The sequence below is a fragment of the Echinicola pacifica DSM 19836 genome, assembly GCF_000373245.1.
In the GTDB taxonomy this organism is placed as follows: Bacteria; Bacteroidota; Bacteroidia; order Cytophagales; family Cyclobacteriaceae; genus Echinicola; species Echinicola pacifica.
The window spans coordinates 139,310-153,200 of sequence record NZ_KB890757.1 but is presented as its reverse complement, the minus strand read 5'-3'; the positions used below and the strand labels follow the sequence as shown (position 1 = coordinate 153,200).

Here is a 13,891-nt window from a genome sequence, read left to right as displayed (position 1 = left end):
TTACAATACTTCTGGGGCCAAGGATACGATCTTCATAAATTGCTTCTCTCTCAGCTCTCTTGCTACCGGACCAAAGATACGGGTACCTCTTGGCTCATCGTTATTGTTCAAAAGAACCGCTGCATTATCTTCAAAACGGATATAAGATCCGTCTTTCCTTCTAATCTCTTTACGAGTTCTTACTATTACCGCCTTAGAAACGGTACCTTTTTTCATGTTGCTGGAAGAAAGAGCAGACTTAACGGTCACGACAACTTTATCTCCGATAGAGGCATAACGCTTACCGGTTCCTCCCAGTACTCGGATAACTAGCACTTCTTTAGCACCTGAGTTATCCGCTACACTTAATCTGGATTCTGACTGTATCATGATTATTTAGCTCTTTCTAATATTTCTACTAATCTCCAACGCTTGTTCTTACTCAGCGGACGAGTTTCACTTATTTTAACGAGGTCTCCTTTGCCACACTCGTTTTGCTCGTCATGAACCATAAATTTGGTAGTCTTAGCAACAAACTTACCATAGATTGGGTGCTTTACTCTACGCTCCACTGCTACGGTAATGGACTTGTCCATTTTGCTGCTGACTACTTTTCCTATTCTTTCTTTACGTAGATTTCTCTCAGTAGCCATTGTCTTATTATTTAGCTAGTTGTTTCTGCGCCAAAAAAGTCTTCAATCTTGCGATAAGCTTTTTTGTCTCGCTAATTCTATTAGGATTCTCTATTGGAGAAATTGCATGAGCAAAGCGTAACTTTGTAAGCTTCTCTTGCTCAGCGGCAATACGCTCATTGATTTCACTCTCGGAGAGTGCTATTATTTCAGAGTTTTTCATAGTTAGTATTATCCTACGTAATCCCTACGCACTATAAATTTGGTACTCACTGGCAGCTTCTGCTGCGCCAGTCTAAGGGCTTCCTGAGCCACTTCTCTACTTACACCTGTAGCTTCAAAAAGGATGGTTCCCGGCTTAATCACCGCTACCCAGTACTCTGGAGCACCTTTACCTTTACCCATACGTACTTCAGCAGGCTTTTTGGTAATTGGCTTATCAGGGAATATCCTGATCCATACCTGACCTTCCCTCTTCATAGCACGTGTCATCGCAATACGAGCCGCCTCTATCTGACGGGAGGTTATCCAACCTGCTTCCAGGGACTTGATACCAAAGTTACCGAACGCAAGAGTGTGACCTCTTTGCGCGATACCTTTGACGCGTCCCTTCTGCATCTTTCTATATTTAGTTCTTCTTGGCTGTAACATGATTTCTCACTTATGGGGTGAAAATTAGTTATTTCTCTTTCTTCTCTTTGGACCGCCTTCTCTTCTTCTTCTGCCTTGTCCTCCGGATTTTTCATTGGCGATACCAGCATTTGGAGAAAGATCTCTTTTACCGTAAACTTCACCTTTGAAGATCCAAACTTTGATACCAATGATACCATAGACAGTTTGAGCTTCAGATAATGCATAATCGATGTCGGCTCTTAATGTATGAAGAGGAATTCTTCCTTCTTTGTACATTTCAGATCTTGCCATCTCAGCACCACCTAGACGTCCTGAAAGTTTGATTTTAATACCTTCTGCACCCACTCTCATGGTCGCCGCAATAGATTGCTTCATGGCTCTTCTGAAAGAGATACGTGCTTGAAGTTGTTGAGCTATGGATTCTCCTACCAATTTGGCATCCAATTCAGGTCTCTTAATTTCAAAGATATTGATCTGAACGTCCTTGTTAGTAAGCTTTTTCAGCTCTTCTTTAAGTTTATCGACTTCAGCTCCACCTTTACCAATTACCACTCCTGGACGGGCAGTATGTATGGTAAGCGTGATTCTCTTGAGCGTTCTTTCGATAATAACTTTGGCTATGCCTCCTTTAGGGATACGGGCATAGACATATTTTCTGATTTTTTGATCTTCGTATAGCTTATCGGCAAAGTCCCTGCCACCATACCAGTTAGAATCCCAGCCCTTAACGATACCTAATCTAAAACCAATAGGGTTTACTTTTTGTCCCATATTCTAATCTTAATTAGCGTTTTCATTTGTTTCTACTTCGTCAGCGGTAACTGCTGCGTTGAATCCATCAACGACAAGAGTCACATGATTTGATCTTTTACGAATTCTGTGGGCCCTTCCCTGGGGTGCAGGTCTAAGTCTTTTCAGCATTCGACCACCATCTACCTGAATAGTCTTTATGAATAGGTCCGCCTCTTCAAGCTTCAAATCAGGATTTTTTGCCTGCCAGTTTGCAATGGCAGATAACAATAATTTCTCCAATTTGGCCGCACCATGGTTAGGTGTGAACTTCAGTATGCTTAGGGCGCTACCTACTCTCTGTCCTCTTACTAGGTCAGCTACAAGACGCATTTTACGAGTCGATGTAGGTACATTATTAAGTCTTGCTATTGCTTCCATGATTATCTCTTTCCTTTATCTTTTTTGGCAATGTGACCTCTAAAGTTTCTTGTAGGAGCAAATTCACCCAGCTTGTGACCTACCATGTTGTCAGTAACAAATACCGGAATAAATTTATTTCCGTTATGCACAGCAAAGGTATGGCCTACAAAATCCGGAGAGATCATAGATCTTCGCGACCAAGTCTTTATGACAGACTTTTTGCCGGATTCGTTCATAGCATCTACTTTTTTGGCCAAGTGATGGGCTATATAAGGACCTTTCTTTAATGAACGTGCCATAATTATTTAGATCTTTTACTAATGATAAACTTGTTTGAATACTTTTTAGGCGATCTGGTTTTCTTTCCTTTAGATAGTAAACCTGTTCTAGAACGAGGGTGTCCACCTGACGAACGACCTTCACCACCACCCATTGGGTGATCCACAGGGTTCATCGCTACACCTCTTACTCTAGGACGTCTACCTAACCAACGGTTTCTACCAGCCTTACCCAATACCACGTTCATGTGATCTGCATTAGACACGGTTCCAATAGTAGCCGTACATACTCCTAATACTAATCTCATCTCTCCAGATGGAAGTTTTAGGGTTACATACTTGCCCTCTCTGGCCACCAATTGAGCATAACTACCAGCACTACGTGCCATAGCTCCACCTTTACCAGGCTTCAGCTCAACATTGTGTATGATGGTACCTAGTGGAATATTCCTCATCTGAAGATTATTACCAACTTCCGGTGCCACACTTTCTCCAGAAATCACTGTTTGTCCTACTTGCAAACCTTCTGGAGCGATAATATACGTCTTAGCACCATCTGCATAAAAAAGCAGTGCCAAACGTGCAGTCCTATTTGGATCATATTCGATCCCATTTACTACTGCTGGTACATTATCTTTGTTACGCTTAAAATCAACGATTCTAAGCCTTCTCTTATGACCACCACCGATATAACGTGCGGTCATTTTTCCTGAGTTATTTCTACCGCCTGATTTCTTCAACGGAGCTAATAAAGACTTCTCTGGCTTTGACTTGGTTATCTCATCAAAGGCCGGAGCCATTCTAAATCGCGTGCCGGGAGTTACAGGCTTTAATTTTTTAACTGCCATGATTCTGATTCAATTAAATTTCTCCGTAAAAATCAATCACTTCCCCGTCGGCTACCTGTACAATAGCTTTTTTGAAAGCATTGGTATAACCGGATACTACTTTACTTTTGGTGTATCTAGACTTCTTCTTACCTGCATATCGCATGGTACGGATCGTCTTTACCTTCACACCAAACATATTCTCTACGGCTGCTTTGATCTCGGGCTTCCTTGCAGTCTTCTCCACCACAAATCCATATACCCCACTTTCGTTCAAGGCCGAAATCTTTTCCGTAATCAAAGGCTTCTTTAGTATATCCATTGTCTTACTTCGATAAAAGGGTTTCCAACTTACTTACTGAACCTTCACAAAGCACCAAAGTATCTGCGTGTAACAGATCGTAAGTGTTAATATCACTTACAGCTTTTACTTTTGCCTTAGGGAGGTTTCTACTTGACATATATACATTGTTGTTCGCTTCTGGAAGCACCAATAATGTCTTCTTATCTGTCAATGAAAGATCTGCCAACAATGCCAAGTAGTTCTTGGTCTTGATGCTGTCAAATGTCACATCTTCCAGAATAGTCAGGCTGTTATCCTTTACCTTATAAGTAAGGGCAGACTTTCTTGCCAATTGCTTCACTTTCTTGTTCAACTTGAAAGAGTAGTCTCTTGGTCTAGGACCAAATACTCTACCACCACCTCTAAACAATGGAGATTTAATAGAACCAGCTCTTGCACCACCGGTGCCCTTCTGCTTCTTGATTTTCCTTGTTGAGCCGGCTATCTCAGCCCTCTCTTTGCTCTTATGAGTACCCTGTCTTTGGTTAGCCAAAAACTGCTTCACATCAAGATAGATCGCATGATCGTTAGGCTCGATTGCGAAAATTTCGTCAGAAAGACTTATCTTTCTGCCTGTCTCTTCACCGTTATGTTTTAATACTGCTAATTCCATGTGATTACTTCTCTAAAATAACGTAAGAATTTTTTGGACCAGGGATAGAACCACTTACCAAGATCAAATTCTTTTCAGGATATACCTTCAAGACCTTCAGGTTCAATACCTTAACACGGCTTCCGCCCATTCTACCTGCCATTCGCAATCCCTTAAATACTCGGGATGGCCATGAACATGCTCCAATGGAACCAGGGTGCCTCTGACGGTTGTGCTGACCGTGAGTCGCACCACCTACACCGGCAAATCCGTGACGTTTTACTACACCTTGAAAGCCCTTACCTTTTGAAGTACCAATGGCATCAACGAAATCGCCTTCTCCAAATACTTCTCCAGCTTTTACAGCTTTTCCTAAATCCACCTGACCTTCAAATTCAACTCTGAAGTCTCTGAATTCTACAACTTTCTGCTTAGGTGTGGTACCGGCCTTTTTGAAATGACCCATTAGTGGCTTAGGAGTGTTTTTCTCCTTACGCTCACCGTACCCCAACTGAACAGCGCTGTACCCGTCTGTTTCAACATTTTTTACTTGCGTCACTACGCAAGGACCAGCTTCTATTAGCGTGCATGCGACATTACGTCCATCGGCACTAAAAATGCTAGTCATTCCTACTTTTTTACCTATTATTCCAGACATCTTCTGTTATATAATATAATTATGCACAGGCATTTACACACTTGTGGCTTTTTAAGGACTGCAAAGTTAGTAATTTATAATAAGCTAACAAATTACAACTCATATATTTTCAAACATTTACGCAAATATAATTCTATATTATCCCGCTTTATCGCCTGCTTTTAGATGAAGATTCTTTTCTACCATTCCTTATTTGGTCCATCTATTTCTGCCCTCTTCCAAAAAATCTACTCAAAGCACCAGGGTTTCCATCCTATTTCTCCATCCCCAAATCACCTAAAATAGGCTTCTTTTTTTTGGTGAAACAAAGAGATCATAGCCACCAATCAGGCCTCATAAAAGAACATCATCAACGAATAAGTCAAAAAGAAAAGCGAGAGGAGAACACGCAGCCCGTTTTAATAGTATTATCAGCCCTCTCAGGCGAACGAATACCCATCAGGCAACTCTCGCCTATCAAAGCATTCATCAAGCCCTCTACGAGCTATAAAAGACCAAAAAGCCTGTCCAGAATCGGAACAGGCTTTTTGTAATAATTTATAAAGACCAGTAGGTCACACTTTGATCTCAACATCAACTCCACTAGGAAGTTCGATTTTCATCAAAGCATCTACTGTCTTAGAGCTGTTAGAATAAATATCTACCAATCTCTTATAAGTACATAATTGATACTGATCTCTTGCCTTCTTGTTTACGTGTGGAGACTTCAATACAGTGAATTTCTCCTTTTTAGTAGGCAATGGAATCGGACCAACCACCACTGCTCCGGTGGTCTTTACAGCTTTTACGATCTTCTCAGATGACTTATCCACCAAGGTATGATCGTAGGACTTAAGTTTAATTCTTATTTTCTGATTCATGTTCGATGTTTTTTAGGCCTTAGCTCCTTTTACTTCAGCAATAACTCCTTCAGCAATATTATTAGGAACTGGGTCATAGTGAGAGAATGTCAAAGTAGCGGTAGCACGACCAGAAGTGATAGTTCTAAGGTCAGTGATATAACCGAACAATTCTGACAATGGCACAGATGCTCTGATCACAGAGGAAGTACCTTTGGTATCCATACCTTTCATGAGACCTCTTCTTCTGTTAAGGTCACCGGTAATAGGACCAGTGTACTCGTCAGGAGATACCACATCCACAGACATGATAGGCTCCAGCAACTGTGGCTTACACTTTTTAGCTGCTTCTTTGAAACCGATTCTTGCAGCCAATTCAAAAGAAAGGGCATCGGAATCGACGTCGTGGAAGGAACCGTGGAAAAGTCTTACTTTCATAGACTCAATTGGGTATCCTGCCAATGGACCATTTTTCATAGCCTCATTGAATCCTTTTTGGATAGAAGGGATGAATTCTTTAGGAATCACACCACCGACAATACCGTTTACAAAGTCCAATCCTGGCTTGATCTCACCAGTTTCAGGATCTGCTTCCTTAGCACCAAGTTCGAATACGATATCGGCAAATTTACCTTTACCACCTGACTGCTTTTTATAAACTTCCTTGTGCTCAACACTACCAAACAAAGCTTCTTTGTAAGCTACCTGAGGAGCACCTTGGTTTACTTCTACTTTAAACTCTCTTTTCAGACGGTCCATGATGATGTCCAAGTGAAGCTCACCCATACCTCTAAGAATGGTCTGACCAGTTTCGTGGTCAGTATTCACGTGAAGAGTAGGATCTTCTTCTACAAGCTTGGCGATCGCCATACCCAATTTATCAACATCCGCTTGAGTCTTAGGCTCAATAGCGTACCCAATAACTGGCTCTGGGAAAGTCATGGACTCAAGAACTACCTTACGGCTTTCGCTACAAAGTGTATCTCCAGTCTTAATATCTTTGAAACCTACAACTGCACCGATATCACCGGCTTCCAGTCTTTCGATTTGATTTTGCTTATTGGCGTGCATTTGGAATACACGGGAGATACGCTCTTTATTGCCAGACCGGCTATTGAATACGTAAGATCCTGATTCCAACACACCTGAATATGCTCTTACAAAGCACAGACGACCTACGAATGGATCAGTGGCAATCTTAAATGCCAGACCAGCGAAAGGTTCTTTAACATCAGGAGCAAGAGGAATTTCTTTCTCTTCGTCATCGATGTCATGTGCAATGATATTGTCCTTATCAAGAGGAGAAGGCAAGATCTCCATAACAAGGTCAAGCATAGTCTGAACTCCTTTGTTCTTGAATGAAGAACCACATACCATAGGTACGATCTTCATATCAATAGTCGCCTGACGAAGGGCGTTAAGGATTTCATCTTCCGTGATGGAGCTAGAGTCTTCAAAGAATTTCTCCATCAGGCTTTCGTCATAGTCTGCTACCGCCTCAAGAAGGTGCTCTCTGTATTCAGCAACCTCTTCAAGCATGTCCTCAGGAATAGGTATCTCTTCGAAAGTCATACCAAAATCATCCTCATTCCATACGATAGCACGGTTATTGATCAAATCAACAACCCCACGGAATTTATCTTCCGCACCGATCGGGATCTGCAATGGTACCGCATAGCTACCAAGCATTTCCTTCACTTGCTTACAAACTTCAAGGAAGTTTGCGCCCGCACGGTCCATTTTGTTAACGAAACCGAGACGAGGTACTTTATAGTTATCAGCTAATCTCCAGTTAGTCTCTGACTGAGGCTCAACGCCATCAACAGCACTAAAAAGGAATACCAATCCATCCAATACACGGAGGGAACGGTTTACTTCTACTGTAAAATCTACGTGACCAGGAGTATCAATAATGTTGATCTGATACTTTTTATCTCTGTAGTTCCAGAATACGGTAGTCGCAGCAGAGGTAATGGTGATACCTCTTTCTTGCTCCTGCGCCATCCAGTCCATGGTAGCAGCGCCATCATGTACTTCACCTATTTTGTGAGAAACACCAGAATAAAACAGTATCCGCTCAGTCGTTGTTGTCTTACCTGCATCGATGTGAGCGGCGATACCGATGTTACGGGTATATTTTAAGTCCTTTGCCATCCTTATTAAAATCTAAAGTGTGAGAATGCTTTGTTGGCCTCTGCCATTCTGTGAGTATCATCCTTCTTCTTCACAGCTGCACCTTCACCTTTGGATGCTGCGATAATCTCACCAGCAAGACGGTCCATCATAGTCTTCTCGCCTCTTTTTCTTGAAAAGGTGATCATCCACTTGATTCCTAGGGATGTTTTTCTCTCAGGTCTTACTTCCATTGGTACCTGGAAAGTAGCTCCCCCAACCCTACGACTCTTCACCTCTACAGCTGGAGTAATATTGTTAAGCGCTTTCTTCCAAACCTCAAGACCATTCTCACCCAACTTCTCTTCTACTTTCTCTACTGCGTCGTAGAAGATTCTGTAAGCAATACTCTTCTTCCCATCTACCATAAGGCAGTTCACAAACTTAGTCACCAAAGTATCATTGAACTTCGGATCAGGAAGAATATATCTCTTTTTTGGTTTCGCTTTTCTCATTGTTACGTTCTTTTACTATTAATTATTTTTTGTCCTTAGGACGTTTAGCACCGTACTTGGAACGACCTTGCTTACGGTCTTTTACTCCCGCTGTATCCAATGCACCACGGATGATGTGATATCTTACACCTGGAAGATCCTTCACACGACCACCTCTAATCAATACAATAGAGTGCTCTTGTAAATTGTGTCCTTCACCTGGAATGTAAGCATTCACTTCTTTTCCGTTTGTCAATCTAACCCTGGCTACTTTTCGCATCGCAGAGTTAGGCTTCTTAGGCGTTGTGGTATATACTCTCGTACATACTCCCCTTCTTTGAGGACACGCATCCAAGGCTCTAGACTTGGATTTTGTCACCAAAGTGGTTCTACCTTTTCTAACTAACTGTTGTATAGTAGGCATTAACTGATAAATTTATTTTACTTCTTTAACATATAAAATTTGGACTGCAAAGGTAATCAATAAGATAAAACAAACAAAATTAAAGAGTTATATTTTATTTAACCATGCCGCCCTTACAGAACTACGTGATTATCTGACACCTTATCCACCGTCCGTAATAATTAAAATTCTCCGATCTTAAGCCTCGCCCAAGGTCCCTCCGAAGTTCATCGGAAACTCAGGATGCTCAGAACCAGACTGTATCTTACCAAAGGCCTGCTCATACTTGTCTATATTGTCCTTCAGGGCCGCCAACAATCGCTTGGCATGATCTGGTGTCATTATGATCCTCGACTTTACCTTGGCCTTGGGAATGCCCGGCATCAGCCTGATAAAATCCACCACAAACTCAGAATTCGAATGCGCAATCATCGCTAGATTGGAGTAGATTCCTTCCGCTATCTCATCGGTCAGCTCTACATTGATCGGTTGATTGCCTTCCTTAATTTGATCTTTAGGGTCTTCCATTATCTCTTTGTTTTACCAAAAAAAGGCCTGCATTTCTACAGGCCTTCCTTATTGATTTCCAATACTATTTATTTAACAGCCTCTTTGGACTTACGGCTACTTTTCTCCTTATCGGATCCTGATAGCTTTTCATATTCTTCCTTAGATCCTACGATGATATGCTGGAAATGACGCTGACCAGTACCTGCAGGAATCAAGTGACCTACGATCACGTTTTCCTTCAGTCCTAATAGCTCATCACGCTTACCACGTATAGCCGCTTCACTAAGCACCTTGGTGGTCTCCTGGAAGGAAGCCGCAGAGATAAAGCTCTCTGTACCCAATGATGCCGCCGTGATCCCTTGCAAGGTAGGCTTAGAGACAGCCGTCTCTGCATCCCTTACCTGGACTAGCTTTAGATCCTTACGCTTCAAGCTGGAATTCTCATCTCTCAATCGTCTTGAGGTGATGATCATACCTGCCTTCAATGTAGGAGAATCTCCTGGCTCCATAACCACTTTCTTATCCAGAATATTGTCGTTTTCCTCTCTGAAGGCCCACTTATCAACGACCTGCCCCTGAAGGAATCCTGTGTCACCTGCATCAAGTATCTCTACCTTCTGCATCATCTGACTTACGATCACCTCAATATGCTTATCATTGATCTTCACACCTTGAAGACGGTAAACTTCCTGAATCTCATTTACCAAGTATTCCTGTACGGCAGTCGGGCCCTTGATAGAAAGAATGTCATTTGGCGTAATCGCTCCATCGGATAATGGCTCACCAGCTCTGATGAAGTCATTTTCCTGCACAAGAATGTGCTTGGAAAGAGATACCATATAACGCTTCTTAACGCCATCTTTGGACTCAATGAATATCTCACGATTACCTCGCTTGATACCACCATAAGTTACCACACCGTCGATTTCGGATACCACCGCTGGGTTAGATGGATTACGTGCTTCAAAGAGCTCTGTAACCCTTGGAAGACCACCTGTAATATCACGGGTCTTACCTACCGAACGAGGTATCTTCACTAGGATCTGGCCAGACTTCACTTTATCACCTTCTTCTACTGCAAGGTGAGCACCTACTGGAATATTATATCCCTTGGTCTCATCTCCGTAATTTACAATTACCGCAGGGTTCTTGGTTTTATCCTTGGTATCAATGATTACCTTCTCCTTATACCCTGTCTGATCATCGGCCACTTCCTTGAAAGTAATGCCTTCGATGATGGAGTCAAAGGATACCTCACCGTCAAACTCAGAAAGAATCACGGCATTGTATGGATCCCAAGTACATAGTGAATCCCCTTTGGCCAATTTCTGACCATCAGCTACATTCAATATCGCACCGTAAGGTACGTGGTTTGACACGAGTGTCTTACCAGACTTGGCATCATTGATTTTTATCTCTCCTGATCTTCCCATTACCACAGTCACAGGATCTCCGTCCTTATTAGTGGTATTGATGAATCTAAGTTCTTCTTCAAACTCTACTACCCCATCAAATTTGGCATTGATACTCGCCTCAACAGAGATGTTGGAAGCGGTACCACCCACGTGGAATGTACGTAGAGTAAGCTGAGTACCTGGCTCTCCAATAGACTGGGCTGCAATAACCCCTACTGATTCACCATTCTGAACTGCATTACCAGTGGTCAGGTTTCTACCATAACACTTGGTACATACTCCTCTTCTGGACTCACAGGTCAATACTGATCTGATCTCTACTTCTTCTACAGCTGAGTCATCTATTATTTTAGAAATCTCATCCGTAATCTCCTCACCGGATAGAAGTAATACCTCATCTGTAAGTGGATCAATCACATCGTGTACAGATACACGACCTACGATCCGCTCAGATAATGGCTCCACGATCTCGTCGTTATCCTTTAGCGCCTGTACGACCAAGCCTCTCAAGGTACCACAATCCGCTTCAGATACGATCACATCCTGAGCCACATCCACTAGCCTTCTGGTCAAATAACCCGCATCGGCAGTTTTCAAGGCTGTATCAGCCAGACCCTTACGAGCACCGTGAGTGGAGATAAAGTACTCCAATACATCCAATCCTTCTTTAAAGTTGGATAGAATCGGGTTTTCAATAATCTCACCAACGGAACCTTGAAGGTTTTTCTGAGGCTTAGCCATCAGACCCCTCATTCCACCCAGCTGACGAATCTGCTCCCTAGAACCCCTGGCTCCAGAGTGCATCATCATATAGATGGCGTTGAATCCTTGCTTATCCTCCTCCATCTGCTTCATCAGAATGTTCGTCAGGTTGGAGTTGGTACGAGTCCAGATATCAATTACCTGGTTATATCTCTCGTTGTCTGTGATCAGACCCATCAGATAGTTATTCCATACCTGATCTACCTCTTCCTTGGCTTTGGCGATCAATGGATCCTTATCTTCTGGGATAATTACGTCATTCAGTCCCATGGACAGACCACCTTGGTAGGCCATCTGGAATCCTAGATGCTTGATATCATCAAGGAACTGCGCACTACGTGCAATGCCGCATATTTTTACTACTTCTGCAATAATCTGCTGAAGCTTTTTCTTTGTAAGAAGTTCGTTTACAAATCCTACTTGCTCAGGCACAAACTGGTTGAAAATCAATCGACCGGCTACAGTCTCAATAATCTTCTCTACCAATGTTCCATCAGGCTCTCTTACCATCACCTTACACTTGACGATAGCATGTTGGGAAATTACCTTCTCATTAAGAGCGATGATTACATCCTCTTCACCGTAGAAAGTCATTCCTTCACCTGGTACTGGCTCCTCAGGGGTGGACCGGCGACCTTTGGTCACATAGTACAGCCCCAATACCATATCCTGAGACGGTACCGTAATCGGCGCACCGTTGGCAGGGTTTAGGATATTGTGAGAAGAAAGCATCAAAGTAGAAGCCTCAAGAATCGCCTCATGTCCAAGTGGTACGTGGACTGCCATCTGGTCACCGTCAAAATCGGCGTTGAATGCAGTACATACTAATGGGTGAAGCTGAATCGCTTTTCCTTCAATAAGCTTCGGCTGGAAAGCCTGAATACCTAATCGGTGAAGCGTCGGGGCTCTGTTTAGCAATACAGGGTGTCCTTTAAGAACGTTCTCTAGGATATCCCATACCACTGGATCTTTGCGGTCCACAATTTTCTTAGCAGATTTCACTGTCTTCACTATTCCTCTTTCGATCAACTTACGGATGATGAAAGGCTTGAATAGCTCGGCTGCCATATTCTTAGGCAAACCGCACTCGTGAAGCTTAAGCTCAGGTCCTACTACGATTACCGAACGACCAGAATAATCCACACGCTTACCAAGCAAGTTTTGACGGAATCGACCTTGCTTACCTTTCAGCATATCAGAAAGGGACTTCAAGGCTCTATTTCCATCAGAACGTACAGCATTTACCTTCCTTGAGTTATCAAATAAGGAATCTACTGCTTCCTGAAGCATTCTTTTCTCATTTCTAAGAATCACTTCCGGTGCTTTGATATCGATCAATCTTTTCAGACGGTTATTACGGATAATCACCCTTCTGTAAAGATCATTCAGATCGGAGGTAGCAAAACGTCCGCCATCCAAAGGCACCAAAGGACGAAGCTCTGGCGGGATCACAGGAACCATTCTTACCACCATCCACTCTGGACGGTTCTCGATACGTGTTCTTGCATCACGGAATGCTTCCACCACTTTCAGCCTTTTGAGGGCTTCAGCTTTTCTCTGCTGAGAGGTATCCGTGGCTGCTTGGTGACGAAGGCTATAAGAAAGATCATCAAGATCAAGTCTTGACAATAACATTTCGATGGCCTCAGCACCCATTTTGGCGATGAACTTATTAGGATCATCGTCATCAAGCATTTGGTTTTCCTTTGGAAGCTTATCCATGATATCCAAATACTCATCTTCTGTCAGGAAATCCAGGTACTGCAGACCGTCTTCGGCTTTGATACCAGGATTGATGACAGCATATCGTTCGTAGTATACTATCTGATCCAATTTCTTGGTAGGAAGTCCAAGTAAGTAACCTATTTTATTAGGTAGAGACTTGAAATACCAGATATGCGCTACAGGAACAACAAGCTCAATATGGCCCATACGTTCTCTACGCACTTTCTTTTCGGTAACTTCCACACCACATCTGTCACAGATGATACCTTTATATCTTATGCGCTTGTATTTACCACAATGACACTCCCAGTCTTTCACAGGACCGAAAATACGCTCACAGAACAAACCACCCATTTCGGGCTTGTAAGTCCGGTAATTAATGGTTTCCGGCTGTGTCACCTCACCATGCGAACTATCAAGGATAGATTCAGGAGAGGCCAAACTAATAGTGACTCTGGAGAAGTCGTTGTTTAGTTTTTTATTTTTTCTGAACGCCATAATATGTTTTGAGAGTATGTTAAGGGCCTTGCGGCCCAA

Annotated in this window: 17 protein-coding genes; all 17 read right to left on the bottom strand. The window is 42.7% G+C overall.

Translation table 11 applies throughout. The features are described 5' to 3' along the window. The gene (gene rplN / locus B050_RS0119420; protein WP_018475627.1) at positions 1-369 is read right to left on the bottom strand and encodes a 50S ribosomal protein L14; all 369 of its coding nucleotides are present in this window, start codon (positions 367-369) and stop codon (positions 1-3) included. 2 nt (positions 370-371) lie between these two features. Further along, complete coding sequence (gene rpsQ, locus B050_RS0119415; RefSeq protein ID WP_018475626.1) at positions 372-632, bottom strand: 30S ribosomal protein S17; 261 nt, start codon at positions 630-632, stop codon at positions 372-374. Between the two features lie 7 nt (positions 633-639). Then, positions 640-834: a 50S ribosomal protein L29 gene (gene rpmC, locus B050_RS0119410; protein ID WP_018475625.1), complete on the bottom strand. Its 195-nt coding sequence runs from the start codon at positions 832-834 to the stop codon at positions 640-642. An 8-nt stretch (positions 835-842) separates the two neighbouring features. Further along, the gene (rplP, locus tag B050_RS0119405) at positions 843-1,262 is read right to left on the bottom strand and encodes a 50S ribosomal protein L16 (protein ID WP_018475624.1); all 420 of its coding nucleotides are present in this window, start codon (positions 1,260-1,262) and stop codon (positions 843-845) included. Positions 1,263-1,286: 24 nt separating this feature from the next. Further along, positions 1,287-2,015, bottom strand: a complete 729-nt coding sequence (rpsC, locus tag B050_RS0119400; protein ID WP_018475623.1) for a 30S ribosomal protein S3 — start codon at positions 2,013-2,015, stop codon at positions 1,287-1,289. A 9-nt stretch (positions 2,016-2,024) separates the two neighbouring features. Continuing rightward, on the bottom strand, positions 2,025-2,414 hold the full coding sequence (rplV, locus tag B050_RS0119395) for a 50S ribosomal protein L22 (RefSeq protein ID WP_018475622.1): 390 nt from the start codon (positions 2,412-2,414) through the stop codon (positions 2,025-2,027). 2 nt (positions 2,415-2,416) lie between these two features. Beyond that, positions 2,417-2,695, bottom strand: coding sequence for a 30S ribosomal protein S19 (gene rpsS, locus B050_RS0119390; RefSeq protein ID WP_018475621.1), 279 nt, complete (start codon positions 2,693-2,695; stop codon positions 2,417-2,419). A 2-nt stretch (positions 2,696-2,697) separates the two neighbouring features. Beyond that, positions 2,698-3,522: a 50S ribosomal protein L2 gene (gene rplB / locus B050_RS0119385; RefSeq protein ID WP_018475620.1), complete on the bottom strand. Its 825-nt coding sequence runs from the start codon at positions 3,520-3,522 to the stop codon at positions 2,698-2,700. Positions 3,523-3,535: 13 nt separating this feature from the next. Then, complete coding sequence (gene rplW, locus B050_RS0119380) at positions 3,536-3,823, bottom strand: 50S ribosomal protein L23 (RefSeq protein ID WP_018475619.1); 288 nt, start codon at positions 3,821-3,823, stop codon at positions 3,536-3,538. A gap of 4 nt (positions 3,824-3,827) precedes the next feature. Next, positions 3,828-4,457 (bottom strand): 50S ribosomal protein L4, encoded by a 630-nt coding sequence (gene rplD, locus B050_RS0119375; protein WP_018475618.1) that lies wholly within the window; start codon positions 4,455-4,457, stop codon positions 3,828-3,830. 4 nt (positions 4,458-4,461) lie between these two features. After that, entirely contained in the window at positions 4,462-5,094 is a 633-nt protein-coding gene (gene rplC / locus B050_RS0119370; RefSeq protein ID WP_018475617.1) for a 50S ribosomal protein L3, read from the bottom strand. A 554-nt stretch (positions 5,095-5,648) separates the two neighbouring features. Continuing rightward, positions 5,649-5,954: a 30S ribosomal protein S10 gene (gene rpsJ / locus B050_RS0119365; RefSeq protein WP_015264118.1), complete on the bottom strand. Its 306-nt coding sequence runs from the start codon at positions 5,952-5,954 to the stop codon at positions 5,649-5,651. Between the two features lie 12 nt (positions 5,955-5,966). Further along, positions 5,967-8,087 (bottom strand): elongation factor G, encoded by a 2,121-nt coding sequence (gene fusA / locus B050_RS0119360; RefSeq protein WP_018475616.1) that lies wholly within the window; start codon positions 8,085-8,087, stop codon positions 5,967-5,969. 5 nt (positions 8,088-8,092) lie between these two features. Next, on the bottom strand, positions 8,093-8,560 hold the full coding sequence (gene rpsG, locus B050_RS0119355) for a 30S ribosomal protein S7 (RefSeq protein ID WP_018475615.1): 468 nt from the start codon (positions 8,558-8,560) through the stop codon (positions 8,093-8,095). A 22-nt stretch (positions 8,561-8,582) separates the two neighbouring features. Then, positions 8,583-8,963 carry a 30S ribosomal protein S12 gene (rpsL, locus tag B050_RS0119350; protein ID WP_015264121.1) on the bottom strand — a complete coding sequence of 127 codons (381 nt, stop codon included), beginning with the start codon at positions 8,961-8,963 and terminating at the stop codon, positions 8,583-8,585. 177 nt (positions 8,964-9,140) lie between these two features. Continuing rightward, complete coding sequence (locus B050_RS0119345; RefSeq protein ID WP_018475614.1) at positions 9,141-9,470, bottom strand: DUF3467 domain-containing protein; 330 nt, start codon at positions 9,468-9,470, stop codon at positions 9,141-9,143. A gap of 68 nt (positions 9,471-9,538) precedes the next feature. Further along, positions 9,539-13,852 (bottom strand): DNA-directed RNA polymerase subunit beta', encoded by a 4,314-nt coding sequence (rpoC, locus tag B050_RS0119340; RefSeq protein WP_018475613.1) that lies wholly within the window; start codon positions 13,850-13,852, stop codon positions 9,539-9,541. Positions 13,853-13,891 lie beyond the last annotated feature (39 nt).

Excerpts from the sequence above, each read along its gene's own strand:
- rpmC (WP_018475625.1), bottom strand. The coding sequence starts at position 834 with ATGAAAAACTCTGAAATAATAGCACTCTCCGAGAGTGAAATCAATGAG.
- rpsQ (WP_018475626.1), bottom strand. The coding sequence starts at position 632 with ATGGCTACTGAGAGAAATCTACGTAAAGAAAGAATAGGAAAAGTAGTC.
- rplC (WP_018475617.1), bottom strand. The coding sequence starts at position 5,094 with ATGTCTGGAATAATAGGTAAAAAAGTAGGAATGACTAGCATTTTTAGT.
- rpsG (WP_018475615.1), bottom strand. The coding sequence starts at position 8,560 with ATGAGAAAAGCGAAACCAAAAAAGAGATATATTCTTCCTGATCCGAAG.
- rplB (WP_018475620.1), bottom strand. The coding sequence starts at position 3,522 with ATGGCAGTTAAAAAATTAAAGCCTGTAACTCCCGGCACGCGATTTAGA.
- rplP (WP_018475624.1), bottom strand. The coding sequence starts at position 1,262 with ATGTTACAGCCAAGAAGAACTAAATATAGAAAGATGCAGAAGGGACGC.
- rpsS (WP_018475621.1), bottom strand. The coding sequence starts at position 2,695 with ATGGCACGTTCATTAAAGAAAGGTCCTTATATAGCCCATCACTTGGCC.
- B050_RS0119345 (WP_018475614.1), bottom strand. The coding sequence starts at position 9,470 with ATGGAAGACCCTAAAGATCAAATTAAGGAAGGCAATCAACCGATCAAT.
- rplW (WP_018475619.1), bottom strand. The coding sequence starts at position 3,823 with ATGGATATACTAAAGAAGCCTTTGATTACGGAAAAGATTTCGGCCTTG.
- rpoC (WP_018475613.1), bottom strand. The coding sequence starts at position 13,852 with ATGGCGTTCAGAAAAAATAAAAAACTAAACAACGACTTCTCCAGAGTC.
- rpsL (WP_015264121.1), bottom strand. The coding sequence starts at position 8,963 with ATGCCTACTATACAACAGTTAGTTAGAAAAGGTAGAACCACTTTGGTG.
- rpsJ (WP_015264118.1), bottom strand. The coding sequence starts at position 5,954 with ATGAATCAGAAAATAAGAATTAAACTTAAGTCCTACGATCATACCTTG.
- rplN (WP_018475627.1), bottom strand. The coding sequence starts at position 369 with ATGATACAGTCAGAATCCAGATTAAGTGTAGCGGATAACTCAGGTGCT.
- rplD (WP_018475618.1), bottom strand. The coding sequence starts at position 4,457 with ATGGAATTAGCAGTATTAAAACATAACGGTGAAGAGACAGGCAGAAAG.
- rplV (WP_018475622.1), bottom strand. The coding sequence starts at position 2,414 with ATGGAAGCAATAGCAAGACTTAATAATGTACCTACATCGACTCGTAAA.
- rpsC (WP_018475623.1), bottom strand. The coding sequence starts at position 2,015 with ATGGGACAAAAAGTAAACCCTATTGGTTTTAGATTAGGTATCGTTAAG.
- fusA (WP_018475616.1), bottom strand. The coding sequence starts at position 8,087 with ATGGCAAAGGACTTAAAATATACCCGTAACATCGGTATCGCCGCTCAC.